The following is a 24,343-nucleotide window of genomic DNA, read 5'->3' on the forward strand; positions in this document are numbered from 1 at the left end:
AGGGTTTTCACGGGTCGCTACAGACAAGGGAATGCCCCCGCGAGAAGGGGCGTCGACGCAAAACGGCCGCGCCGGAAAACCGGCGCGGCCGTTCGGAAGCATCGAAAAGGCGCAGACCGACAGCACAACATGCTGCGCCCTTTCTTCCTACTGTTTTGCAGCGCTGCGCAAGAAGGTTCAGGCGCCCTGATTCAGGTCGATCAGCACGCTCTTGAAGCGCAGATTGGCCTCGAATGCCTGGCGTCCCAGGTCCTTGCCGAGGCCGGACTGCTTATAGCCGCCCGTGGGAATCACGAAGTCGGCCGTGCGTCCGTAGCGGTTGATCCAGACGGTGCCGGCCTCGATGGCGCGCATCGCCCGCAGCGCGCGGCCGATGTCCGCGGTATGCACGCCCGCGGCCAACCCGTACTTCTCGTGGCTCGCGAGCGCCAGCGCTTCGGCCTCGTTCTCGAAGGTCTGAACCGTGAGCACGGGGCCGAAGACCTCTTCGCGCACGGCTTCGTTGCTCGCGCTCACGCCGGTCAGGATGGTGGGGGCGTAGAAGGCGCCGCCGCCCGCCATGGGAATGCGACCGCCGCCCACGGCAATCTGCGCGCCCTGCTCAACGGAACGCTTCACGATGCCTTCGATGCGCTGCGCCTGAACCGCGGAGATGATGGGCGGCAGCGTGGTGCCCGGCGCCCACGTATGCCCCGGCTTGAGCGCGGCGAATGCCGAGGCGATGCCGTCCACGAGACGCGACACCACGCGCTTTTCAACGATCAGCCGCGAACCGGCCACGCACACCTGCCCCGCGTTGCCCGCAATGGCACCGGCCACGCGGCGCGCCACGAGATCGAGATCCGGCGCGTCGGCGAACACCACCTGCGGGCTCTTGCCGCCCAACTCCAGCGTGACGGGTTTCGTGCCGCTCTGCGCACAGGCGGCCATGATGGCGGCCCCGGTCTGGCTGGAGCCCGTGAACGTGACCTTCGCGATTCGCGGATGGCGCACGAGCGCATCGCCCGTCGTGCGTCCGTCGCCCTGGATCACGTTGAAGATGCCTGCCGGCATGCCGGCTTCGACGGCGAGTTCGGCAAGCCGCAGCGCGGAAAACGGCGTGAGTTCGGAAGGCTTCAGCACCACGGCGTTGCCCGCAGCCAGCGCGGGCGCGATCTTCCACGACGCCATCACGAGCGGAAAATTCCACGGCGCAATGGCGCCGATCACGCCATACGGCTCCGCCACGATCATGCCGAGATGGTCCGGCCGCGTGGCCGCCACCTCGCCGCCAATCTTGTCAGCGAACTCCGAGTAGAAGCGGATACCCTCGGCGGTAAATGGCACGTCCCACGCCGCGGCATCGCGAATGGGCCGCGTGGAGCCTACCGATTCGATGCGCGCGAGCGTGTCGACGTCCGCTTCGATCAGCTCGGCCCAGCGTCGCAAGACGCGCGCTCGTTCGCGCGGGGCACGGCGCGCCCAGTCGCTCGTGCGAAACGCCTGCCAGGCGTTCTCCACGGCGCGGTCCACTTCGTCGGCGCTGGCAATGGGCAGGTCTGCATAGACAGCGCCGTCCGAGGGGCGCGCCACGTCGAGCGCGGCGGGACCGCTTACATAGCGGCCGCCGATGAAGTGCGCGCTGCGCACGGAAACGAGAGCGGGATCGAAGCTTTCCATGAGGTCGTTCCAGTGGGCCGTTCCGCGCGGCGCATTGCGGTTATGTTGTTGTGCCCTCGCGGATCGGCAAAAAAAGAAGAAGGGACAACGAAGCATGCAATGCGGCTCATGGTACGGGCGATGCCGCAGCATTTGCTGCCGTGATATGCGGGTGCGACCGGAGAAACCGCGCGTTGTGCAACGCCCGCGCAGTGCTCCGTGCGGCAGCGCCAGAGACGTGGGCTTGAGCCCCGCAGCAATAAGATCGTCCTAGCCACACGCGCCGGTTCGGTGCAACAGTAGGCAGGCATCGTAAAAAGGAGTGGAAAGTGACTGAACCGATCGCTCGTGCCAAAGTGCGGTTTCGCCCCATGACGGCGGCCGACCTGCCCGCTGCCCACGACCTGTCGCTTGCAGTGAAATGGCCGCACCGCCGCGAAGACTGGGAATTCGCGCTGAACCTTGGCACCGGCATTGCCGCCGAAGACGACACCGGCCTGCTCGGCACCGCGTTGCACTGGAAATATGGCGACGCGCACGCTTCGCTCGGCATGGTGATCGTGTCGCCCGACCAGCAGGGCCGCGGCATTGGCCGCGAGCTGATGGCGCGCACCATGGACGCGCTCGGCAACCGCACCACGTTCCTCAATGCAACGCAAGCGGCGCTGCCGCTCTACGAGAAATTCGGCTTTGCCGCCATCGGCAGCATCCATCAGCACCAGGGCATGGCGGGTGTTCATCCGCCCGCGGTACAGCTTGCGCCCGGCGAGCGCATCCGTCCGCTCGGCTCGCGCGACCCAGCACGGCTCGCTGCATTGCTCGCACGCGCGGCGGGCTACGATCGCACGCCGCTCATCGGCGCCCTGCTTTCCGTGGCCGACGGCGTCGTGCTGGACCGCGAAGGCGAGCCTGTCGGCTTTGCCTTGATGCGCCGCTTCGGACGCGGCCACGTGATCGGCCCGCTCGTCGCGCCGCATCGCGAAGGCGCACAGGCGCTGATCAGCCATTGCGTCGGCTCGCAAAGCGGGCGCTTCGTGCGCATCGACGTGGGTGGCGACACGGGCCTCTCGTCATGGCTCGACGATCTGGGGCTCGCGTTCGTGGACTCCGTCGTCACCATGGCACGCGGCACGCCGCCCCGGCTCGAAGGCGAGGCGCGCGTGTACGCCGTCACCAACCAGGCGCTGGGCTGACGTGGGCCGCATGCGCAGCGCCGTGCGGAGATAAGCCACACCATGACGTTTCTCTACAAGGCCGACTCCGTGCGCGGGGCGCAATGGGCACGGCTATTCGCCGAAAAGGCGCCCGACGTTCCGTTCCATATCTGGCCCGAGGGCAGCGACGCCGCGAACGCGGGCAACGTGCGTTACCTCGCGACATGGGAGCCGCCGGCCGATATCGCCACCACGTTTCCGAATCTCGAACTGGTGTTTTCGGTGGGCGCGGGTATCGATCAATTCGACCTTTCCGCCATTCCTGCGCACGTGCCGGTGGTCCGCATGATCGAGCCCGGCATCGTGGCCGGCATGGTGGAATACGCCACGCTTGCTGTGCTCGCGCTGCATCGCGACTGGCTCACGTATGCCACGCAGCAGCGCGAACAACGCTGGCAGCCGCTGCGCACGCGCACGGCGAACGAACGCCGCGTAGGCGTACTGGGGCTCGGCGTGCTGGGGCAAGCGGTGCTCGCCAAACTCGCGGGCTTTGGCTTTCGCTGCGCGGGCTGGAGTCGCTCCGCGCACGAAATCGAGGGCGTGGAATGCTTCGCGGGCACCGCTTCGCTGCCCGCGTTTCTCGCCCGCACCGAGATTCTCGTGTGCCTGTTGCCGCTCACGCCGGCCACGCGCCACATTCTGTGCCGCGAGTTGTTCGCGCAATTGCCGCGCGGCGCCGCGCTCGTCAACGTGGGGCGCGGTGGGCATCTGCAGCAGGACGATCTGCTCGATGCGCTCGACTCGGGCCAGCTCGACGCCGCCGTGCTCGACGTGGCGGACCCCGAACCGCTCACGCCGGGCCATCCGCTCTGGCGCCATCCGCGTGTGATGCTCACGCCGCACGTGGCCAGCATGACGCAGCCCGAAAGCGCCGTCGACGTGGTGCTCGACAACCTGCGCCGGCATCGGGAAGGCTTGCCGCTGGTCGGACGGGTGGATCGCACGCGCGGTTATTGACCGCCTTGCTCGCGGAAATGGCCCGCAGCACAAAATGCTGCGCGGCCCGCAAAAAAACCATTTCCCGCCTGTTGGCCACGGCGATTCTCAACGTCATCGTCGATTGTGTCCCGCTAACATCGTCTGCAAGCGGTACGTGCAGAACGCAATGAGCACGTGCCCCCAGCACGCGCCTCCAGCACGTTACGCTACGCCACCGAACGATTGAACGCTCACGCCATGTCGACTTCCGCACTCATCGAATCCGACCGCCAACATCTGATCCATCCTGTCGTCAGCCTGCGCGCGCATGAACAGCGCGGCGTCACCATCCTCGAATCGGGACGCGGCGCGTGGCTGCGCGACATCGAAGGCAACGAACTGCTCGACGCCTTCTCCGGGCTCTGGTGCGTCAATACGGGCTACGGTCACGAAAGCATCGTGCGCGTGGCCACGGAACAGATGAGCCGCCTGCCCTACGCCACCGGCTACTTTCATTTCGGCTGCGAGCCGGCCATTCGCCTCGCCGAACAGCTCGTTCAGCTTGCGCCCCCTTCGCTTACGCGCGTCTATTTCACGCTGGGCGGGTCCGACGCCGTGGACGCCGCCATCCGCTACATCACGCACTACTACAACGCGACGGGGCGGCCGCAGAAGAAGCAGTTCATCTCGCTCGAACGCGGATATCACGGTTCGTCGTCCGTCGGAGCCGGGCTTACCGCGCTGCCGGCGTTTCATCAGCACTTCGACTTGCCGCTGCCGAACCAGCACTACATTGCCTCGCCGTATCCGTATCGCAGCGAGCATGGCAACGACGCCGACGCGCTGATCGCGGCATCCGTGGCCGCATTGCGGGCCAAGGTGGAAGCGCTGGGCGGACCGGAACGGGTCGCTGCATTCTTCTGCGAGCCCGTGCAGGGCTCGGGCGGCGTGATCGTGCCGCCGAAGGGCTGGCTCAAGGCCATGCGCGAGGCGTGCCGCGAACTCGACATCCTGTTCGTGGCCGACGAGGTCATCACGGGCTTCGGCCGCACCGGCCCGCTCTTCGCCTGCGAAGCCGAAGGCGTGGAGCCCGACCTGATGACGGTCGCAAAGGGCCTTACCGCCGGCTACGCGCCGATGGGCGCGCTGCTGATGTCCGAACGCATCTACGCCGGCATCGCCGACGGCGCAGGCACCTCGGCCGTGGTGGGCCACGGTCAGACCTACTCCGCCCACCCCGTGAGCGCCGCCATCGGGCTCGAGGTGCTGCGCCTCTATCACGAAGGCGGGCTGCTCGCGAACGGCCTGGCTCAGGCACCGCGTTTCGAACGCGGCCTGCAGGCGCTGCTCGATCATCCGCTGGTGGGCGACGCACGCAGCCGCGGTCTGCTCGGCGCGCTCGAACTTGTGGCGGACAAGGCGACGCGCCGCCGCTTCGACCCTGCGCTCAACCTCAGCGAGAAGATTGCGGCGTCGGCATGGCGCAATGGTCTGATCTTCCGCGCGTTCGCCGACAACATCCTCGGCTTCGCACCCGCGCTCTGCTACACAGCGGAAGAATTCGACACGATGTTCGTACGCCTGAAGACCACGCTCGACGACGTGCTGGCGCTTCCCGAAGTGCGCGCCGCCGTGGCGTGAAGGGGGCGAAAGGCTGAATGGAAGGCCCGTTGCGAAGCCTGTGCCTAGCCGCTGAAAGGCTTGCTGGATAAGGGTTAGCCGCGTAATTTTCCGCTCGCGGGCCGTGCTACGATAGCCCCGTTCCATGTACCCGAGGTCAACGCGCGCCGTGTCAACTCAAGCAAGCAATTCGATGAAGCTGGACCGTATCGACCTTCGCATTCTGTCGCAACTGCAGAAGAAAGGCCGCATTACGAATGTCGACCTCGCGGACGCGGTGGGCCTCTCGCCCAGCCCGTGCCTGATTCGCGTGAAGCGGCTCGAGAAGGCCGGCTACATCGCGGGCTACGGCGCGCATCTGCAGCTCAACAAGTTGGGCGACGTGCAGCTCGTGTTCACCGAGGTCACGCTGCAGGACCATCGCCGCGAAGACTTCGCCAAGTTCGAGGCGAGCATTCGCACCGTGGACGAAATTGCCGAATGCCACCTGGTGAGCGGCGGCTACGACTATCTGCTCAAGTTCGTCACGCGCAGCGTGGTGCACTACCAGACCGTGATGGAGAACCTGCTGGAACGCAACATCGGCATCGAGAAGTACTTCAGCTATGTGGTGATCAAGTCGCCCTTCGTGAAGAACCATTACCCGATCGAAACCCTGTTTCCCCTGACCGACTGATCGCGTCGCGTTGCATGGCAGTGCCGCATCTGCGCCTGACGTTGGGTCGATACCGTTTATTTCGTCTTCCTTACCACGCCTTTCGAGCGCCGCCATGCCTCTTACCCTCGACCGCCCCGAACTCGCCCGCACCGGCAACTTCATCGCTGGACAATGGCGCGACGCGCTTTCCGGCGCACGCTACCCCGTCAGCGACCCGGCCACCGGCAACGCCTTCACGAGCGTTCCCGACAGCGGCCCCGAAGACGCCCAGGCCGCAGCCGACGCCGCCCACACCGCCTTCGAAGGCTGGCGCGAACGCACAGCGCGCGAGCGCGCCCAATTACTGAAGCGCTGGCACGCCGCCATCATCGCCAATACCGAAGACCTGGCGCGCCTCATGTCGCGCGAACAGGGTAAGCCGCTTGCCGAAGCGCGTGGCGAAGTGGCCTACGGCGCCTCATATGTGGAGTGGTTTGCCGAAGAAGCCGTGCGCAGCTACGGCGACATGATTCCCGCCATGATGCCCGGCAAGCGGATGATGGCCGTGAAAGAACCGGTGGGCGTGGTCGCGGCCATCACGCCGTGGAACTTCCCGCTCGCGATGATTGCGCGCAAGATCGCGCCTGCGCTTGCGGCGGGCTGCACAGTGGTCGCCAAGCCCGCCGAAGACACGCCGCTCACCGCGCTGGCCCTCGCGCGTCTTGCCGAAGAAGCGGGCTTGCCGCCCGGCGTGCTCAATATCGTCACGGCGTCGCGCGAGCACACGCCCGCCACCGTTTCCAACTGGCTCGCAGACGCTCGCGTGCGCAAGATCACCTTCACCGGCTCCACGCCCGTGGGCAAACACCTCGCTCGCGAATCGGCGGATACGCTCAAGAAGCTTTCGCTGGAACTGGGTGGCAATGCGCCGTTCATCGTGTTCGACGACGCCGACCTGGACGCCGCCGTGGACGGACTCATGGCATCGAAGTTCCGCAACGGCGGGCAGACCTGCGTGTGCCCCAACCGCGTGTACGTGCATGCCGGCGTCTACGATGCGTTCGCGCGCAAACTCGTGGCACGCGTCGCGGCGCTGCGCGTGGGGCCCGCCACGCGCGACGACTCGCAGATTGGCCCCATGATCAACGCGCGTGCCGTTGAAAAGATCGAGCGGCACGTGCAGGACGCCATCGCGCACGGCGCCGCGGTGCTGACAGGCGGCCGGCGCCTGCAAGGCGAGGGGCTCGAAGGTCCGCACTATTACGCACCCACCGTGCTCGGCGAGGCCAATCGCGAGATGGCGCTTTTTCGCGAAGAGACGTTCGGCCCCGTCGTCCCGCTCTTTCGCTTCGACAGCGACGCCGACGTCATTCGCGCGGCCAACGACACACCGTTCGGGCTCGCCGCCTACTTCTATTCGCGCGACGTGCGGCGCATCTGGCGCGTCGCGGCGAAGCTGGAAAGCGGCGTGATCGGCATCAATGAAGGCGCGCTCGCGAGCGAGGCCGCACCGTTCGGCGGCGTGAAGGAATCGGGCTATGGCCGCGAGGGTTCGCGCTATGGGCTCGACGACTATCAGCACATCAAGTATCTGTGCCAGGGCGGATTGAACTGAGCCGCCAACCAAGGTGCGAATCGATCAACGCATGACGAACTGCACGCTCTCATGACCACCCACGCCAACGATACCCACGCGCACGCCACCGCCGAAGCCTATCCCGTCGATGTCGAATTTCCCGACCTCGCGCCCTACGCCGCGGGCAACACCGGTGTGCCGTACGTTCACACGTTCGATAGCGGCGCAGCCGGCCCGCACGTCATGATCAACGCGCTCACGCACGGCAACGAAGTGTGCGGCGCGATTACGGTCAAGGCGCTGCTCGATGCCGGCGTGCGCCCGCGCAAGGGCCGGCTGACGCTGGCCTTCGCGAACGTGGACGCCTACCTCACGTTCGACCGACGCAAGCCGGACGCGTCGCGCTTCGTCGATCAGGACTTCAACCGCGTATGGAGTGCGGCAAAACTCGATGACCGGTCTGCGGACTCCACGGAGTTGCGCCGCGCCCGCGCCATGCAGCCCGTAATCGACACCGTGGACATGCTGCTCGACCTGCACTCCATGCATGAAAAAAGCGCGCCGCTCGCGCTTTCCGGCCCGCTCGACAAAGGCATCGCGCTCGCTCGCCAACTGGGCGCGCCGGCCACCGTGATCAGCGACGAAGGCCACCCCGAAGGCCGGCGCATGCGCGACTACGCGGACTTCAGCAACCCGCAGAACCCCCGCAACGCGCTGCTCGTGGAATGCGGACAACACTGGGAGCCCTCGGCCGTCACCGTCGCGAAAGATTGCACCGCGCGGTTTCTCGCGCTGACTGGCGTGCTGGAGGAATCGGATTTGCCCGAAGGGTGGTTTGCACCGAAGCCCGAAACCGTGCGCGTGATCCGCGTGACCGAGCCCGTCGTCGCAAAGAGCATGGACTTCCGCTTCGCGGGCAACTACACCGGGCTGGAAACGTTCGAGAAAGCGGGCACCGTCATCGCGTGGAACGGCGGCGAACCCGTGGTCACGCCTTACGACAACTGCGTGCTCGTCATGCCGTCGCTGCGGCAATTGAGGCCGGGAGTGACGGTGGTGAGGTTGGGGAGGATCGTGGCGTAAGCGCGGGAGAGCCGAAACGCAGCGGTCACGCGATTGCGTGCCCTCAACGAAAAAGGCAGATACGCCACCACAGCGCATCTGCCTTCGATCAACAAAAACAGCAACTACAGAGGATCGCGAAGCTTAAACCGCTACTTGCCGCTCCCCTTCCCGCTGCCGTGCCGGCGTGGCGAGCGACACCACGAACGTCACGACGATATTCGCGGCCAGCGCGATGAGCCCGATATAGAGCGGATACACCGCACCGCCCACGTGCAAGGCGAACACCGGCTTCAGCCCTTGCGAAGCCGCGAGCCCCGTGCCGATCACCACGCCCACCAGCCAGCCGCACAGCAGACCCGTGGAACTGAAGCGACGCGTATAGAGCGTGAACACCACCGACGGGAAGATCTGCAGAATCCACACGCCACCCAGCAGTTGCAGATCGATGGCGAATTGCGTGGGCAGCGCAACGATGAAGAGTAGCGCGCCGAACTTCACGACGAGCGACACGATCTTCGCAGTCGACGCTTCGCCCGCGGGCGACATCGACGGCGACACCAGCGGACGCCACAGATTGCGCGTGAACAGGTTCGCGGCACCAATCGACATGATGGCCGCCGGCACGAGCGCGCTGATCGCGATGGCCGCCGCGGCAAAGCCGACGAACCAAGACGGGAACAGCGTGCCGAAGAGCGCCGGCACGACGTCGCTCGGCGACTTCACGTGAATGCCCGCGGCAATCGCCATGTAGCCGAGCAGCGCGATCAGTCCGAGCAGCAGCGTGTAGGCCGGCAGGAAGATGGCGTTCTTCTTCACGGTGTCCGCCGATGCCGACGAGAGCACGCCCGTCATCGTGTGCGGATACATGAACGCCGCGAGTGCCGAGCCCAGCGCGAGCGATGCGTACGCCGTGAACTGCGACGGCTTGAGCAGGATGCCCGTGGCACCGCCCTTCGCCTTGAAGTACGTATCGGCTGCGTCGAACACGTGACTGTAGCCGCCCAGCTTCACGGGAATCAGGCAGACGGCTGCGATCACGACGATGTAGATCATGATGTCTTTCACGAACGCGATCATGGCCGGTGCGCGCAGGCCGCTCGTGTACGTGTAGAACGCGAGAATCAGGAACGCGACGATCAACGGCAGTTCGCCCGATACGCCCAGCCCCTTGATGACCACCTGCATGCCCACCAGTTGCAGCGCGATGTACGGCATGGTCGCAACGATGCCCGTGATGGCGACGGCCGCGGGCAGCCATTTGCCGCCCAGCTCGCCGTGCACGTAGTCGGCTGCGGTGATGTGGCCTTTCGCGTGCGCCACTTTCCACAGCTTCGGCATCACGGCGAACACGAACGGGTAGACGATGATGGTGTACGGCAGCGCGAAGAAGCCGTACGCGCCCACCGCATACACGAGCGCCGGCACGGCGATCACGGTATAGGCGGTGTAGAAGTCGCCGCCCACGAGGAACCACGAAATGACGGTGCCGAACTGGCGGCCGCCCAGGCCCCACTCGTGCAGTTGCGTGAGATCGCCGCGTTTCCAGCGCGCGGCCAGAAAGCCGACGATGGTCACGAGCGCGAAGAAGGCGATGAAGACGGTCATCGATACCGGATTGACGGGATTCAGCTCGTTCATTTGGTGCCCCGGTAGACGGCGTATAGCAGCAGCGAAGTCAGCGGCACCCACAGCAGCTGATACCAGTAAAAGAACGGGAAACCCGCAAAGGAAGGCCGGCTGTCGTTATAGAACGGTAGCCACAGCAGCGCGGCATAAGGGAGCAGCAGGAGGATCCAGCGCCAGCTGCGGCCGGATCGCCCCTCGTCCGTACGAGGCATTTCAGTCATGGTCTCTTCTCCATGGTTCTGGTCGAAAGGGGACGCCATGCGCCACGAAGGCGACGCATGTCGCACGAACCGGGACTGCGAGAAATGGCTGGCAGGAAGGTGGGCGCACGCAAAGCGCGATGCGAGGCTGCCAGCATTGCCGAGGTCTCCGTCCTTGTTCTCGTTCGGCCGGCTGCGGTGTTGTTGCCGCAAGCCGGATGGTCGAACTCTTTTGCGGGACGAGTATCCCCAAACTCAAAGGGCATCACAAGCGTGGAACCACGTAGGCAATCTACGTAGTTCTACATAGGTGGCTTGCAATCCTTTCGCGCGCGCGGGGGCAAGCGCGATGCGCTGTCGGGAAAACGTAAGGGTCCACGCGTGGCCAGATCATGAGCGCACGCCGCGGCCCTTCGATTCAGCCCACGGACGGCTCCCCTTCGCCGGGTTGCTTGCCGGGCTTGTCTGCGGGGCTCGAATTTTCTCCGGCGTCGCGCGACGGCGGCAGCTTGCTCTTTTCGTTGTCGCTGTGGCGTGGCGGTTTCGGATGCTGCGGGTCCGGCGTCGTGTCGGGTCCGGTGGTGACCATGGCAAGCTCCAGAGCGTCGGCTGATACGGGGCAAGGTAGCAAGCGCTGGACCTGCCCCGCAGCATCTCCATGCCACCATCCCGCTCGCTCAACCCGCCTTGCGCAGGTCCGGCAGCGATGCGGCCAGCTCCGCATAGAGCGCATCGATCAGACCGTCGTTGGCGAGCTCCGCGTCGTTGGCCGCGATGCGTTCGTCGAGCGCCTCGAAGAGGCGGTGCTTCACGAAGTAGCGCCACTGCACAGGAACGCCCGCAAGAATGCGGGTCAGCGCCGCATAACGCTCGCGCGTCCACTTCGCTTCGAACGCCGTGCGGTAAGGCCCGAAATCGAAGGCCGGCGGCTGCGTGCCCGCGAGGCGCCGGCGGGCCGCCTCGCGCAGCACCTGCGTTTGCGCCTCATCGACCTCGCCGTCCGTGAGCGCGACGGCATACACGTCGCGTGCCTGCTGTTCCGTGACGTAACCGCGCAGCACGTCGTCGCGCACGCGCTCGATCTCGCGCTCCTCGGGCCGGCCATAACCGCCCGCGCCTGCACCCACCAGCCGGATCACGTCGCCCGGGTTACAGACCACCAGATCGTTGTTGCCCAACTGCTCCTCGTGCGGCGTGCCGGGGTTCTTCGTGAAGCGCGCGTTTGCGCCCGCGCTGCCGCCACGCAGGCCCCACGACGCGAAGTGCGTGCGATCGCGATTGCGGGCCGTCACGAGCGTGTTGGGTGCGAACACCTTGAACTCCATGACGAGCCCCTGGCCGCCGCGGAATTGCCCCGCACCGCCCGAACCTGGCGCCACGCCGTAGCGCGTAATGCGGATGGGCACCTCGGCCTCGTTGATTTCAACGGGCGTGTTGCGCAGGAATGCGTTGTTGGCGCCGGACCCGTCTTCGCCATCGTCCAGCGACATGCCGCCCGCGCCGCCGCCAATGGGCCCGATCGACGCCATCACTGTGCCCCCCTCGCGGTCCAGCGTCTTTACGCTGAGAATCGAGAGCCCGCCTGCGGGGCACGCGGGCATCCGTTCCGGCACGGCCTGTGCAAATGCACCGAACGTGAGCAGGTGCAGCAGCTTGCAGGTCAGGCTGCGCATGCCGACCGCCGCGGGCCGCTGCGCATTGACCACGGTGCCAGGCGGCAGAATGCAGCGTGCTACACGCAAGAGCCCGCTGTTGAGCAGAATCGACGGATTCAGCGTGTAAAGCACGTAGACGAAGCCGACCAGTGCGAGCGCATGCCGTTCGCGTCCGCCCGTGGGCATGTTGAGCGACGACTGCAGTTGCGGGTCGCTGCCCGTGTAGTCGAATTCGACAGCGCCGCCGCGAATGCGCAGCGTGAGCGCCACGCGCATGGGCTTGCCGCGCACGGAGTCTTCGTCCGCGTACTCAGCGAAGAAATAGTCGCCGTCCGGAATGTCGCGAATGAGGGTCTGCGCCTGCTCTTCGGCGTAGTCGAGCAGCGCGTGCATGCCGGCCTTGAAGGCATCGACGCCGAAACGTTCGATGATTTCCAGCACGCGCCGCTCGCCTGTGTGCAGCGAAGCAAGCTGTGCGTGCAGATCGCCTACGTTCTGCGCCGGCACGCGCACGTTGGCCGCCATGATACGCAGCAGGTCTTCGTCCAGCACGCCCGCGCGCACGATCTTGGTGGGCGGAAAGCGGATGCCTTCCTGCTCGATCTCGGTGAGCGTGCGCGAAAGCGACGCGGGCACGGCGCCGCCCATGTCGGTGTTGTGAATGTGCCCGCCCACGAAGCAGACAATCTCGCCTTCGTAGAACACCGGCTTCCACAGCACGATATCGGGCGTGTGGGTGGCGACGAAACCGCTATACGTGTCGTTCGTCATGCCGATGTCGCCGGGCTCGTAATGGTCGATCATGCCGATCACGGGACCGTAGTCGAGCCCGACGTACCACGTGGCGCCAAGCGTCTTCGGCGACGCGAAGGTGTGGCCCTCGGGCGTCATGATTGCGCACGAGAAGTCTTCCGTTTCCTTCACGAACGTGGAATGTGCGGTGCGCACGAGCGTGTAGGCCATGCTCTCCGCCGCCGCCACACAGTAGTTCGCGAAGATTTGCAGCACTGCCTTGTCGAATTGCATTTGCGAGGCTCCGTATCAATGGCTCAGTGGCTTCATTGCAGACGCTGCAGCAGGATCAGGTTCCCGTAAGCATCCACTTCGCCCGAGAAGCCGGGCAGCACACACGTCGTGCAGTCGTCCTGAGCGATGACGGCCGGACCTTCGATACGGTGTCCCGCCAGCAGCTTCGCACGCTGAAAGAGCGCGGCGTCGCGCCAGGCGCCGTCCATCCACACCTTTACGGTGGTGTCGGGCTGGGCAGGCGACGTAGCGACCTCGATCTGCCGCAGCGCAGGTTTCGGCGTGGCCGACGAGATCACGAGCCGCAGCGCCACCACTTGAATGAGCGCATCCAGGTCGCTATGGCCGTAGAGCCGCGCGTGCTCGCGGTGGAACGCTTCGCTCAGCGCCGTGATGTTTTCCTCTCCGAGCCAGCGCAGTTCGAGCGGTGTGTCGATCTCGAACGACTGACCCTTGTAGCGCATGTCGGCAGAGACGGCGAGACGCGCCTCGCCTTCCTGCCCCTGGGTCTGGCCCGCGAGCCACGCATGTGCCGCGTGGCTCAGCGCCTGCGCGTCGTCACGGAGTTGACGCAGCGAGGCGGCGTCGAGATCGTAGTAGGTGGTCTTCACGAAGTCGTTCTTCGTGTCCGCAATCAGGCCGCCCAGTGCGCTCAATACGCCCGGCGTAGTGGGCACCACGACCTGTTCCATGCCGAGCGCGCGGGCGAAGTGACAGGCCAGCATGGGCCCTGCGCCGCCGAACGGCAGCAGCGAGAACATGCGGGGGTCGATGCCGAAGCGCGACACGATACGGCTCACGCCCGCATACATGCCCGAGACGGCGACCTCGACAATGGCCTCTGCCGTGCGGTACGGGTCGCTGCCCAGCTTCGCGGCCAGCGCCTCGATGGCGCGGCAGGCGGCATCGCGATCCACCTTCACGGCGTTGTAGCCGAGGCTCGCATTGCCGATCACGCCCATCACGGCGAAGGCATCCGTGATCGTCGCGCGCGTGCCGCCCCTGCCGTAGCAGACAGGCCCGGGGTTCGAGCCCGCGCTTTCGGGGCCTACCTTGAGCACGCCGAACTCGTCCACCCATGCAATGGAGCCGCCGCCGTCGCCGATCGACGAAACGGACACCGAAGGAATATGAATCTGGAAGTCACCGATGTACTCGCCCGTCGCGTACTGCGGCTCGCCATCCACGATCAGCGCAACGTCTGCCGTGGTGCCGCCGATATCGAGGCTCATGCAGTGACGCAGTCCGCACAGTTGCGCAACGTATGCCGCGCCGATCACGCCCGAGGCCGTGCCCGAGAGAATCATCTGCACGCAGTTGCTCTTGCCGGCCTCGGCGCTCATCACGCCGCCGTTCGACTTGGTCACCTTCATGTCCGCGCCGATACCGGTTTCCCGCAGTGCGCGTTGCAGCGAAGAAAGATAGTGCGAGACCTTCGGCTGCACGTAGCCGCCGATGACGGCCGTGGACGTGCGTTCGTATTCGCGGATGATGGGCCACACGTCGCTGGAACACGACACGAAGAAGCCCGGCATCTCGCGTTCCACAATGGCCTTGACCTCCTGCTCGTGCGCTGGGTTGCGATACGAATGCAGCAGCGAGATCACGACGCCTTCGCATCCCGCGCGCCGCAGCCCTTCCACGGCGGCGAGCACGCTCGCTTCGTCCACAGGCGTTTCTACCGTGCCGTCAGCCGCGAGCCGGCCTGTCACGCCGAACACGCGTTCGCGCGGCACGAGCGGTGCTGGACGCTTCGAGAGCAGGTCGTACATGTCCGGCCCCTTGAGGCGTGCGATATCCAGCACGTCTTCGAAGTGGCGCGTGGTGATGAGTCCGAGGCGCAGGCCTTTGCGCTGCACCACCGCGTTCACGCCCACAGTGGTGCCGTGCGTGAAGTACACCACTTCGCGTGGATCCACGCCGTACCGCTCGGCCAGCCCTTCCATGCCGCGCAGCACTTCGGTGCCCGGACTCTCGGGCCGCGAAAACACCTTCAGCGTTTTCAGCTCGCCCGTCTCGTCGTCCAGCACGGCGAAATCCGCGAACGATCCGCCAATGTCCACTCCGATTCTTGTTGCCATACGTTTTCCTTAATACAACGAAATAACGTGCCTGGCGGATCATCGGCTGCTTCGCCGTGCCCGCGTCGCGTCACACGATCGTGCCTTCGCCGAGGGCGGCGCCCTGTTGCAGGCGCATCAGGTCGTCCTCGGAACGGTGGCACAGCACGACGGCCCCGTTCGACAGTTGCCGCCGCGACGGCGCCGTCGTATTGCACAGCCCGTCCACGCGCATCGGGCACCGCGCGAGGAACGTGCACAGCTCCACGTCTTGTGTGGCCTCTGCCACGGGCGGCAGCTCGCCGTGACAACGCGCCGACGCCTCCTCGAGCCAGCCCGCACGCAACTCCGGCGCCGATGAAATAAGCAGGTCCGCATACGGATGGAACGGCGGCTCGCACAGCGCCGTGCGGTCGCCCGCCTCCACGCGATGCCCCGCGTAGAGCACGACGATGTCGTCGCTGATCGAACGCATCTTGCCGATGTCGTGCGTGATGAAGAGATACGAGACGCCGAGCTTGCGTTGCAGGTCCGCGAGCAGATCGAGAATGGCCGCACCTACTACGGTGTCGAGCGCGGACGTCACCTCGTCGCAGAGAATCAGGTCCGGTTCGGCCGCGAGCGCACGGGCAAGATTCACACGCTGCTTCTGCCCGCCCGAAAGCTCCGCCGGCCGTCGCGCGGCGAGCGCCGCGGGCAGTCGCACGAGTTCGAGCAGCTCGGCCACGCGCGCCTGGGCGCGCGCGCCCTTCATGCCGTGATAGAACGCGAGCGGCCGCGAAAGAATCTGGCCGATGGTGTGAGACGGGTTCAGCGCCGTGTCGGCGTTCTGGAACACGATCTGAATGCGCCGGAACTGCTCTTTCGTGCGCTGCTCCATGCGTGCCGGCATGGGCTTGCCGTCCAGCAACAGCTGCCCGCCGCCCACCGGCACGAGCCCGGCAATGACCTTCGCGAGCGTCGTCTTTCCCGAGCCCGATTCGCCGATCACGCCTACCGTCTTGCCGCGATGAATCACGAGGTCGACGTCGTCGAGAATGCGCGTGGCGGGCAACCCTTTGGCGTCGGTGCGTCCGTAGCCGGCCACGAGGCGTCGCACTTCGAGCAGTGGCCGTTGCGGCGCGGTACTGGAAGCAACGCCGACCGCGGATGCGGACGTACCCGCCACGCCGTCGCGCACGCCACGCGGCGTCGGCGTAATGGCCGCGATCAGGCTCTGCGTGTAGCGATGCGCGGGCGCATGCAGGATCTGCTCCGTGCTGCCCACTTCGCGTATCTCGCCGTCGCTCAGCACCACGATGCGGTCGGCCATCTGCGCGACCACGGCGAGATCGTGCGAGACGTACACCGCCGTCGTGCCCAGTTCCTTCACGACCTTGCGGAATGCGATGAGCACGTCGATCTGCGTCGTGACGTCGAGCGCGGTGGTGGGCTCGTCGAGAATCACGAGTTCGGGGTCGGTGATCAACGCCATCGCAGCAAGCAGCCGCTGCAACTGCCCGCCCGAAACCTGATGCGGATAGCGTTTGCCGATGTGCTCAGGGTCGGGCAGCGCGAGCGCGCGAAACAGCTCGACGGCCTTGGCCTGCGCCGCGCTCTTGCTCAACGTGCCGTGAATCAGCGCGCTTTCGATCACCTGATCGAGAATCGTGCGCGCCGGGTTGAACGCGGCCGCGGCACTTTGCGCGATATACGAAACCTTGCGGCCACGCAACGCAGCGAGTTGATCGGGCGACAGCGAACGCACGTCGCAGCCGCCCACGCGAATCGAGCCGCCCGCAATGCGGCAGCCGCTGCGCGCGTGGCCCATCAGCGAAAGCGCGATAGTCGTCTTGCCCGAACCCGATTCGCCGATCAGCGCGAGCACCTCGCCGCGCGCCACGTCGAAATCGATGCCACGCACGATGGGTGTTTCGGCGCCGCCATCGGCCGAGCCGACCACGCGCAGGCCGCGCACTTCCACCAGGTTGCCGGTGTTCGCGTTCATCTCAGACTCCCCCTACCGGCCGGCGCGCACGCAGGCGGTTACCCGTGCTGCCGCGCAGACCGTCGATCAGCAGGTTCACGCCCACCGTGAGCAGCGCAATGGCAATGGCCGGCATCAGCACCACAGGCGCGCCATCGCCCAGGCACGCAATGTTCTCGCGCACGAGCGAGCCCAGGTCCGCGTACGGCGGCTGCACGCCAAGGCCCAGGAAACTGAGGCCGCTCAGCAGCAGCACCACGAACACGAAGCGCAGCCCCAGGTCCGCGAGCATGGGGTGAATCATGTTCGGCAGGATTTCGAAGCAACAGATGTAGATCGCGTTTTCGCCGCGCACGCGCGCCACCTGTACGTACTCGAGCGAGCTGATGTTCACCGCGAGCGCGCGTGCAATGCGATAGGCGCCGGGCGTATAGCTCACGGCGGCCGTAAGAATCAGGAGCGGCAGCGACGAGCCGAACGCCGCCACCACCATCAACGCAAACATCTTGGTGGGAATCGAGCTGACGGCGTCGAGCACGCGGCTCATCGTTTCGTCCACGGCCTTGCCCGCCACTGCAGCGAGCAACCCAAGACTCGTGCCGACGAAGGCCGCCATGGAAGCCGCCGCCAGCGCGAGCAGCACCGTGAGGCGCGTGCCGTGAATGATGCGGCTCAGCATGTCGCGGCCGATGTAATCCGAGCCGAGCGGCAGCTTCGCGCTGAAGCCGGCGAACACGTCCGCCGACACAATGGCGCCTTCGGAATGCGGCGCGAGCCACGGGCCGACCACCGCGACGAACAGCATGAACGCCACCATCACGAGACCGATGCGTCCGCTCGTCGAAAGCCGGAGCTTGCGCCGCGCGCGGCGTGCAGGCGGTGCGGAACCCGCCGAACCGGTGGAACCACCGGCCCCGTTCGCACCGCCGGATGCGGGTTCCGGAAAGGACGAAGACATGCTGGCGCTCCTTGTCAGCGCGACCGGCGAACGGCGCAGGAAAGTGAGGCGGTTCATGTGCGCAACCTCGGGTTGGACACGATCGCGCAGAGGTCCGCGAGCGTGACGAGTATCAGATACGCGAGACAGAACAGCATCGTGCACGCCTGCACGAGCGGAATGTCGCGATTGCTCACGGCATCCACCATGAGCCGCGCGAGCCCCGGATAGTTGAAGATGGTTTCCACGATGATCACGCCGCCCAGCAGATACGACAGGCTCAGCGCCACTGCATTCGCGATAGGCCCGATCGCGTTGGGCAACGCGTGACGCAGTACGACGCGCGCGGGCCGCGCCCCTTTGAGAATCGCCATTTCCACATACGACGCGCGCAATTGCTCGACCACGGCGGCACGCGTCATGCGCGCCATCTGCGCGACGATCACGCAGCACAGCGTGATGACGGGCATCGCGTAGGCACGCAGGAACTGGTTGAACGTTTCGATCTCGCCGCCGTACGACAGCGCGGAAAGCCAGCGCAGCTTCACGGCGAAGATCAGCACCGCGAACGTGGCGATCAGGAATTCGGGCGTGGCCACCAGCGACAGCGTGCCCAGGCTCACAATGCGATCGAGCAACGTGCCCTGCTTCACGGCGGCCAGAATGCCGAGCCCGATGGCGAACGGCACGGACACCACCGTCGTGATGGCAGCCAGCGACAACGACTTCGGCAGGCGGCCCGCAATGAGTTCGCTAACGGGCATGCTCGCCGAAAGCGACGTGCCGAAGTTGCCGTGCGAGATGCCCGCGAGCCAGTGGAGATAACGCAGCCAGGCGGGCTGGTCGAGCCCGAACTGCTGGCGCAACGCGGCCACAGTGTCGGCCGTGGCCGCCTGGCCCATCGCCTGCTGCGCCGCGTCGCCGGGCAGCAGGTTGGTGATCGTGAAAATGATGAGCGACACGATCAGCAGCATGAGCAGCGTCAGCGCGAGGCGCCGCACGATCAACGAAGCAACGGTCTGGTTCATGGTTCCTGCCCGGTAGAACGGCTAGACGCCCAACAGCACGGTTGCGATGACGCCAGCCGCGCGTGCCACCGCGCAGCCGGCCTGTCGTATGGGCCCCCACAACGTCGGGAGCACGGCGCGCGCCGCATCAACGCGCGCCTGCGCCCGCGAGCATCAGGCTTCCCACCACACGTGCTCGGCAAACGAGAAGCCCATCATCGCCCCGGTCGGGATGGAACCCAAGCCCTTCAGGCGCTTGTCGTAGCCATCCAGCAGGCTAAGGAAGGTGGGAATGCCGATGCCGCCTTCCTTGCTCACGAGCACCTGCATGTCGGCGTACATCTGCTTGCGCTTGGCGTCGTCGGTTTCGGCGCGCGCGGCGAGCAGTAGTTGATCGAACTTCGGGTTCTTCCACCCGGACTCGTTCCACGGCGCATCGGACTTGAAGAACTGCGTGAAGAGCACGTCGGCGCTGGGACGCGGATTGATGCTGCCGAAGCCGAGCGGATGCTTCATCCAGTGGTTCGACCAGTAACCGTCCGCGGGCACGCGGTTCACCTGCAGGTTCATGCCGATCTTCTGCGCGCTTTGTTGCATGAGCACGGCCATTTCGATCGAACCGTTGGCGTCCGAGGTGGCGAAGACGGGCGGAATCGCCGCGCCGATGGCGCCTGCCTTTTGCAGGTGGAACTTGGCGCGGTCCAGATCGTAGGGACGCTGCGGCAAGCCCGCGAAGTAGTAGCGGTGTCCAGGCGGAATCGGCTGGTCGTTGCCTACCACGGCAAAGCCGCGAAACACGGCCGTGCGGATCTGATCGCGATCGAACAGATACTTCATGCCTTCCACGAAGTCCGGGTTGCCGGTGAGCGGGTTGTCGCGCCGCATGATGAGGTCGGTGTAGAGGCCCGACTTCGTTTCCTGAATCGCGTAGCCCGGCGTGGACGCAATGCGTTGTGTGGCACGCGGATCGACGCCGTTGATCAGATGCACGTCGCCCGAGAGCAGCGCGTTCGCGCGGGCCGCGTCGTCGGAAATGCCGATCAGTTCCACCTCGTCGAGATAGGGCTTGCCCTGGCGCCAGTAGTTGTCGTTACGCACGCCCACCGTGGTGACGCCGGGTTTGAAGGTCTTGAGCTTGTAGGGGCCGGTGCCCACTGCGGTGGAGAAATCCGTCGTACCGTCGCGGATGATGACGAGCTGCGGCGTGGCGAGAATAACGGGCAGATCGGCATTCGGCTGCGTGAGCGTGATGGTCACTTCGTTCGGGCCGGTGGCCTTCACGTCGGCGAACTGGTCGGCCAGCGACTTCACCTTCGACGCCGTGGCCGGGTTCTTGTGGCGCAGCAGCGAGTACGTCACGTCGGCGGGCGTGAGCGGCTTGCCGTCGTGAAAGGTCACGCCCTTGCGCAGCTTCAAGACCCACGTCTTCGCGTCCGTCGTGTCCAGCGACTCGGCTAGCGCGGGCTGCGGCGTGAGGCTCGGGTCGAACTGCGTGAGCCCGCTGTAGATCATGAAAAAGCGGATGTAGTCCGAGCCCGAGGAGCCCTTCGCAGGATCGAGCGTATCGGATGTGGATATCGACTCGTAAGCCGCGCGTACCTTGCCGCCGCGTTTGGGCGCATCGGCCGCGAAGGCGCTTTTCGCTCCCGCGAGCAGGCCTCCCGCGCCCGAGGCCAGCATGCCGCCCAGAGCCAATACACGCATCATGTCGCGGCGGCTGAAACCACCCTGTTTGATTTCATCGTCGTTCATGGAACCTGCTCCTCGGACAAAGGGAAAGTGACCGCAGTGTTTTATGCTGCCGCTCCTGGTATCGCTCGCCGCGCCTTTTGCTGGTCGCCTGCAAGGTCTCCTGCGCCCGCCGGGGTCCGCCCCTGCCCTGTCTGGCAAAGCTCACCGCCCGCGTGCTGATTGAATTTAAGCATCGCCAAATTAATGGAATGTCCTGATTCGCGAAGGCGCGCAATCGAAAGTCGCCGTTTTGATAGGCTCTCGCAGCAGGAATTGCTATGGCCGCCGCAGTGCCCTCTGCACGGGGGCCGGAGGTTGGGGTTACACCTTAGAGCGCGCGGTCTGCCCGGGCAATGCGTGACGTGCGGCAATGATTTGCAAGGATTTCGTCCCGCCGCGTGGTTGCACGTGCGGACAAACCCCCAAAATGCTCAAGCCGGACGGCCCTGTTGCCGTTTACGGGAGTAGCAGCACGCGGCTTCGCGGGGCACGGGCTTCCAGATCCGTGCCGCAGGCAGCAGCCGCAAGGAGACTGCACTCACATTGCTACATTGAAGTCGTTTCTGAATACGTCAGCGGGACATCATGACAAGTCGCCCGGTTCATCGCGCATGGATACTCCGCTGCAGACGCGCCGTCGAAAGATGCGCGAGGCTGTTCGCGGTTCCGGCGGAGAATCCCGAGCTCATCCGCTCGCAATCCGCTGCGCTTTCCACGCAGATTCCTCTGCTGTATTTCATCCTCGTCACCAACAGCGTGGCGCTTGCACTCACGCATCTGCACTCGGCGCCCATGTGGATGACCGTCTGGGCGCCCGGCGCCTTGTGCGGCTTCTGCATCGTGCGGCTCTTCTGGTGGCGGCGCATTCGCAACGTCGAAGTGGATACAGCCACGCACCTGAGGCGGCTGCGGCTCACGCTGCGCCTCGTGCCCGTGCTCGGCGTGCTGTTCACGGCCTGGGGTTTTAACCTCTACCAGTACGGCGACGCCTATGCCCAGGCGCACGTGGCGTTCTACATGGCGATCACCGTGATCGGCTGCATTTTTTGCCTGATGCACCTGCGCGGCGCGGCGCTCATGCTGGCCGCCATCGTGATCCTGCCGTTCGCGGTGTTCTTCTCGCTCACGGGCAACCTGGTATTCATGCTGATGGCGGCGAACCTGCTGCTCGTATGGGTCGCGATGATCTTCGTGCTGCTCGTGCACTACCGCGACTTTGCGCGGCTCGTGGAATCCACCGTGACGCTCAGGTTGCGCCAGGCCGAAACGCAACGCTTGAGCGACGAGAATTTCCGGCTCGCGAATCTCGATTCGCTCACGGGCCTGCCGAACCGGCGCGCGTTCCTCGCGCACATCGACAGCATGGCGTCAGCGGCGGACAGCAACAGCGCGATCCGGCCGAAAGGCGCGAGCCCTATCGTGATCGGGCTCATCGATCTGGACGACTTCAAGCTCGTCAACGACGCCTACGGCCACAGCACCGGCGACCGCGTGCTCGCCGAAGTGGGCCGCCGCCTGCTGGACTTCAGCACGAACCCCGTGTTTTTCGCGCGGCTGGGCGGCGACGAATTCGGCATGCTGCTGCGCGAAAACCTCTCTACAGACGAATTGATGGCCCGCGGCCGCGTGCTCTGCCGGCTGCTTCAACAGCCGTACGAATTGGGCGACCTCACGCTGCGGCTCACGGCATCGGTGGGTTTTGCGGCGTCGGACGGCCCGGTGGAGCGCCCCGAACTGCTCTTCGAGCAAGCCGACCACGCGCTCTACTACGCCAAGCAGAACGCGCGGGGCGAACCGGTCATCTTCTCGCACACGCATGAAAGCGAGCGGCGGCGCATGGGGCTCATCGAACAGGCGCTCGCACATGCGGACCTCGAGCACGAGCTAACGGTCGCGTTCCAGCCTATCGTCGAATTGCCGAACCACCGTATTCTGGGTTTCGAGGCGCTGGCGCGCTGGACGCATGAGCGGTTAGGCGAGGTGCCGCCTGCCGAATTCATCGCGTGTGCGGAGCGCTCCAACCGCATCCTGGTGGTGAGCGAAGTGCTGCTGAAAAAGGCGCTGGCCGAGGCGCGGCGTTGGCCCGACGACACGTGGGTGTCGTTCAACCTTTCGGCGCGCGACATCGGCTCGCCCGAAGCGACGCAACGCATCGCCGACATCGTGCTCGCGAGCGGCGTGCCGCCTCATCGCATCGAGATGGAGATCACCGAAACGGCGCTGGTGAGCGACTTCGATCTGGCAAGCGAATCGCTGCGGCTGCTCAAGCAACTGGGCGTGCGCATTGCACTCGACGACTTCGGCACCGGCTTTTCAAGCCTCACCTACGTGCACCGGCTGCCGCTCGACAAGATCAAGATCGACCGCAGCTTCGTGAGCGACATCGTGCACAACGCGACGGGGCAAAGCGTGGTGAAGTCCATCGTGGATCTGTGCCGCAACCTCGATCTGGACTGCGTGGTGGAAGGCGCCGAAGACGAGGAGCAGGTGCGCATTCTGCACGAGCTGGGGTGCCGCAAGATGCAGGGCTATCTGTTCGGCAAGCCGATGGCGGGTGACGCGGCCTGTGCGCTGCTCAGCCGGGAAACGATTCAGGCGGCTTGAGTTGCCGGCGGTGTGAATGGCGGGCGGCAGGCGCGGAAGGCCAACGCGGCCGACCGCACGGCTCGCACCCTTTAGCGATTCAAAGCACGTTCAGCATCGCCAGCGCCGTTTCCTGCATGTGCGGCAGCACGCGCTTGAGCGACGCGTCCGCCGTCTCGTCGCCCATCGGCATGTTGGTGCTCAGTGCCGCCACCACCTGGCCGTGCCGGTTTTTCAGCGGAATGGCGATGCCTCTTACCCCCACCTGCAATTGCTGCTCGATGATCGCGTAGCCCTTCGCGCGGGCGCGCCGAATGCTGGTCAACAGCTTCGCGGGGTCCGTAATGGTGTGCGGCGTGAAGGGGTGCAGCGGGGTCGAGTTGAGCCAGTCCACCACGGCGTGCTCGTCCGGCTCGAATGCGAGCAGCACGACGCCGGGCGACGTGAGCGGCGCCGGCACGCGCGCACCGAGCACGAAGCCCGTGGTCATCACGCGCGACGGGCTGTTGCGCGCAATGAACACGAGTTCCCATTCATCGAGCACGCTGATGTACACGCCCTCGCCAATCGCCGCGCTCAATTGCTGCAGATACGGCTGCACCATGCGCGGCAGGCGCGCCGAATCGAAATACGACCAGCCGACGCGCAGCACGCGCGGCGTGAGTCCGAAGAGCTTGCCGTCCGTGTAGAGATACCCGAGATGCTCGAGCGTGAGCAGATAGCGGCGAGCGGCGGTGCGGGTCAAGCCCGTGCGCTCCGCGGCCTGGGTGGGCGTCATGCGGGGATGGGAGTCGTCGAAGGCTTCCAGGATCGCGAGGCCCTTTTCGAGCCCTGCGATCCAGTCGCGCCTTGCCAGCGGTGTCTTGCTCATGGGTGTAGCGACC

At 65.7% G+C, this 24,343-nt stretch carries 18 protein-coding genes; 7 read left to right on the forward strand and 11 right to left on the reverse strand.

Annotated features, from left to right (window positions below):
• Window positions 1-177 precede the first annotated feature (177 nt).
• The gene (locus PKKP23_RS08120; protein ID WP_126876505.1) at window positions 178-1,659 is read right to left on the reverse strand and encodes an aldehyde dehydrogenase family protein; all 1,482 of its coding nucleotides are present in this window, start codon (window positions 1,657-1,659) and stop codon (window positions 178-180) included.
• Window positions 1,660-2,009: 350 nt separating this feature from the next.
• On the opposite strand from PKKP23_RS08120, the gene PKKP23_RS08125 reads away from it, so the two are divergent.
• From PKKP23_RS08125 to PKKP23_RS08150, 6 genes are all read left to right on the forward strand, one after another.
• A complete protein-coding gene (locus tag PKKP23_RS08125) occupies window positions 2,010-2,831 on the forward strand; it encodes a GNAT family N-acetyltransferase (protein WP_126876573.1) in 822 nt (273 codons plus the stop codon).
• A gap of 42 nt (window positions 2,832-2,873) precedes the next feature.
• Window positions 2,874-3,809 carry a 2-hydroxyacid dehydrogenase gene (locus tag PKKP23_RS08130; protein WP_017777370.1) on the forward strand — a complete coding sequence of 312 codons (936 nt, stop codon included), beginning with the start codon at window positions 2,874-2,876 and terminating at the stop codon, window positions 3,807-3,809.
• A 219-nt stretch (window positions 3,810-4,028) separates the two neighbouring features.
• Window positions 4,029-5,411 carry an aspartate aminotransferase family protein gene (locus tag PKKP23_RS08135; protein WP_126876506.1) on the forward strand — a complete coding sequence of 461 codons (1,383 nt, stop codon included), beginning with the start codon at window positions 4,029-4,031 and terminating at the stop codon, window positions 5,409-5,411.
• Window positions 5,412-5,583: 172 nt separating this feature from the next.
• Complete coding sequence (locus tag PKKP23_RS08140) at window positions 5,584-6,066, forward strand: Lrp/AsnC family transcriptional regulator (RefSeq protein ID WP_017777368.1); 483 nt, start codon at window positions 5,584-5,586, stop codon at window positions 6,064-6,066.
• A gap of 94 nt (window positions 6,067-6,160) precedes the next feature.
• The gene (locus PKKP23_RS08145) at window positions 6,161-7,642 is read left to right on the forward strand and encodes an NAD-dependent succinate-semialdehyde dehydrogenase (protein WP_126876507.1); all 1,482 of its coding nucleotides are present in this window, start codon (window positions 6,161-6,163) and stop codon (window positions 7,640-7,642) included.
• 51 nt (window positions 7,643-7,693) lie between these two features.
• The gene (locus PKKP23_RS08150; RefSeq protein WP_126876508.1) at window positions 7,694-8,686 is read left to right on the forward strand and encodes a M14 family metallopeptidase; all 993 of its coding nucleotides are present in this window, start codon (window positions 7,694-7,696) and stop codon (window positions 8,684-8,686) included.
• Window positions 8,687-8,809: 123 nt separating this feature from the next.
• On the opposite strand, the gene mctP is transcribed toward PKKP23_RS08150, so the two are convergent.
• From mctP to PKKP23_RS08190, 9 genes are all read right to left on the reverse strand, one after another.
• Complete coding sequence (gene mctP / locus PKKP23_RS08155) at window positions 8,810-10,306, reverse strand: monocarboxylate uptake permease MctP (protein WP_126876509.1); 1,497 nt, start codon at window positions 10,304-10,306, stop codon at window positions 8,810-8,812.
• Entirely contained in the window at window positions 10,303-10,515 is a 213-nt protein-coding gene (locus tag PKKP23_RS08160) for a DUF3311 domain-containing protein (RefSeq protein ID WP_017777364.1), read from the reverse strand. The genes mctP and PKKP23_RS08160 overlap by 4 nt, the downstream gene beginning before the upstream one ends.
• A gap of 397 nt (window positions 10,516-10,912) precedes the next feature.
• A complete protein-coding gene (locus PKKP23_RS34065) occupies window positions 10,913-11,083 on the reverse strand; it encodes a hypothetical protein (RefSeq protein ID WP_168724543.1) in 171 nt (56 codons plus the stop codon).
• An 88-nt stretch (window positions 11,084-11,171) separates the two neighbouring features.
• Window positions 11,172-13,175: a hydantoinase B/oxoprolinase family protein gene (locus PKKP23_RS08165; RefSeq protein ID WP_126876510.1), complete on the reverse strand. Its 2,004-nt coding sequence runs from the start codon at window positions 13,173-13,175 to the stop codon at window positions 11,172-11,174.
• 32 nt (window positions 13,176-13,207) lie between these two features.
• Window positions 13,208-15,256: a hydantoinase/oxoprolinase family protein gene (locus PKKP23_RS08170; RefSeq protein WP_126876511.1), complete on the reverse strand. Its 2,049-nt coding sequence runs from the start codon at window positions 15,254-15,256 to the stop codon at window positions 13,208-13,210.
• A 70-nt stretch (window positions 15,257-15,326) separates the two neighbouring features.
• Entirely contained in the window at window positions 15,327-17,222 is a 1,896-nt protein-coding gene (locus tag PKKP23_RS08175) for an ABC transporter ATP-binding protein (protein ID WP_126876512.1), read from the reverse strand.
• Window position 17,223: 1 nt separating this feature from the next.
• Window positions 17,224-18,159 (reverse strand): ABC transporter permease, encoded by a 936-nt coding sequence (locus tag PKKP23_RS08180; protein WP_126876513.1) that lies wholly within the window; start codon window positions 18,157-18,159, stop codon window positions 17,224-17,226.
• A 53-nt stretch (window positions 18,160-18,212) separates the two neighbouring features.
• On the reverse strand, window positions 18,213-19,166 hold the full coding sequence (locus tag PKKP23_RS08185; RefSeq protein WP_017777358.1) for an ABC transporter permease: 954 nt from the start codon (window positions 19,164-19,166) through the stop codon (window positions 18,213-18,215).
• 153 nt (window positions 19,167-19,319) lie between these two features.
• The gene (locus tag PKKP23_RS08190) at window positions 19,320-20,897 is read right to left on the reverse strand and encodes an ABC transporter substrate-binding protein (protein WP_126876514.1); all 1,578 of its coding nucleotides are present in this window, start codon (window positions 20,895-20,897) and stop codon (window positions 19,320-19,322) included.
• Between the two features lie 564 nt (window positions 20,898-21,461).
• Between PKKP23_RS08190 and PKKP23_RS08195 the strand changes: the two genes are divergently transcribed.
• Window positions 21,462-23,480, forward strand: a complete 2,019-nt coding sequence (locus PKKP23_RS08195) for a putative bifunctional diguanylate cyclase/phosphodiesterase (protein ID WP_126876515.1) — start codon at window positions 21,462-21,464, stop codon at window positions 23,478-23,480.
• Between the two features lie 79 nt (window positions 23,481-23,559).
• On the opposite strand, the gene PKKP23_RS08200 is transcribed toward PKKP23_RS08195, so the two are convergent.
• Window positions 23,560-24,330, reverse strand: a complete 771-nt coding sequence (locus PKKP23_RS08200) for an IclR family transcriptional regulator domain-containing protein (protein ID WP_126876516.1) — start codon at window positions 24,328-24,330, stop codon at window positions 23,560-23,562.
• Between the last annotated feature and the right edge of the window lie 13 nt (window positions 24,331-24,343).

Origin of the sequence: Paraburkholderia kururiensis JCM 10599 = LMG 19447 (genome assembly GCF_003986935.1) — a bacterium.
GTDB lineage: Bacteria > Pseudomonadota > Gammaproteobacteria > Burkholderiales > Burkholderiaceae > Paraburkholderia > Paraburkholderia kururiensis.

Bases quoted from the DNA above. Each gene is read 5' to 3' on its own strand.
- PKKP23_RS08120 (WP_126876505.1), bottom strand. From the start codon at position 1,659: ATGGAAAGCTTCGATCCCGCTCTCGTTTCCGTGCGCAGCGCGCACTTC.
- PKKP23_RS08125 (WP_126876573.1), top strand. From the start codon at position 2,010: ATGACGGCGGCCGACCTGCCCGCTGCCCACGACCTGTCGCTTGCAGTG.
- PKKP23_RS08130 (WP_017777370.1), top strand. From the start codon at position 2,874: ATGACGTTTCTCTACAAGGCCGACTCCGTGCGCGGGGCGCAATGGGCA.
- PKKP23_RS08135 (WP_126876506.1), top strand. From the start codon at position 4,029: ATGTCGACTTCCGCACTCATCGAATCCGACCGCCAACATCTGATCCAT.
- PKKP23_RS08140 (WP_017777368.1), top strand. From the start codon at position 5,584: ATGAAGCTGGACCGTATCGACCTTCGCATTCTGTCGCAACTGCAGAAG.
- PKKP23_RS08145 (WP_126876507.1), top strand. From the start codon at position 6,161: ATGCCTCTTACCCTCGACCGCCCCGAACTCGCCCGCACCGGCAACTTC.
- PKKP23_RS08150 (WP_126876508.1), top strand. From the start codon at position 7,694: ATGACCACCCACGCCAACGATACCCACGCGCACGCCACCGCCGAAGCC.
- mctP (WP_126876509.1), bottom strand. From the start codon at position 10,306: ATGAACGAGCTGAATCCCGTCAATCCGGTATCGATGACCGTCTTCATC.
- PKKP23_RS08160 (WP_017777364.1), bottom strand. From the start codon at position 10,515: ATGACTGAAATGCCTCGTACGGACGAGGGGCGATCCGGCCGCAGCTGG.
- PKKP23_RS34065 (WP_168724543.1), bottom strand. From the start codon at position 11,083: ATGGTCACCACCGGACCCGACACGACGCCGGACCCGCAGCATCCGAAA.
- PKKP23_RS08165 (WP_126876510.1), bottom strand. From the start codon at position 13,175: ATGCAATTCGACAAGGCAGTGCTGCAAATCTTCGCGAACTACTGTGTG.
- PKKP23_RS08170 (WP_126876511.1), bottom strand. From the start codon at position 15,256: ATGGCAACAAGAATCGGAGTGGACATTGGCGGATCGTTCGCGGATTTC.
- PKKP23_RS08175 (WP_126876512.1), bottom strand. From the start codon at position 17,222: ATGAACGCGAACACCGGCAACCTGGTGGAAGTGCGCGGCCTGCGCGTG.
- PKKP23_RS08180 (WP_126876513.1), bottom strand. From the start codon at position 18,159: ATGTCTTCGTCCTTTCCGGAACCCGCATCCGGCGGTGCGAACGGGGCC.
- PKKP23_RS08185 (WP_017777358.1), bottom strand. From the start codon at position 19,166: ATGAACCAGACCGTTGCTTCGTTGATCGTGCGGCGCCTCGCGCTGACG.
- PKKP23_RS08190 (WP_126876514.1), bottom strand. From the start codon at position 20,897: ATGAACGACGATGAAATCAAACAGGGTGGTTTCAGCCGCCGCGACATG.
- PKKP23_RS08195 (WP_126876515.1), top strand. From the start codon at position 21,462: ATGACAAGTCGCCCGGTTCATCGCGCATGGATACTCCGCTGCAGACGC.
- PKKP23_RS08200 (WP_126876516.1), bottom strand. From the start codon at position 24,330: ATGAGCAAGACACCGCTGGCAAGGCGCGACTGGATCGCAGGGCTCGAA.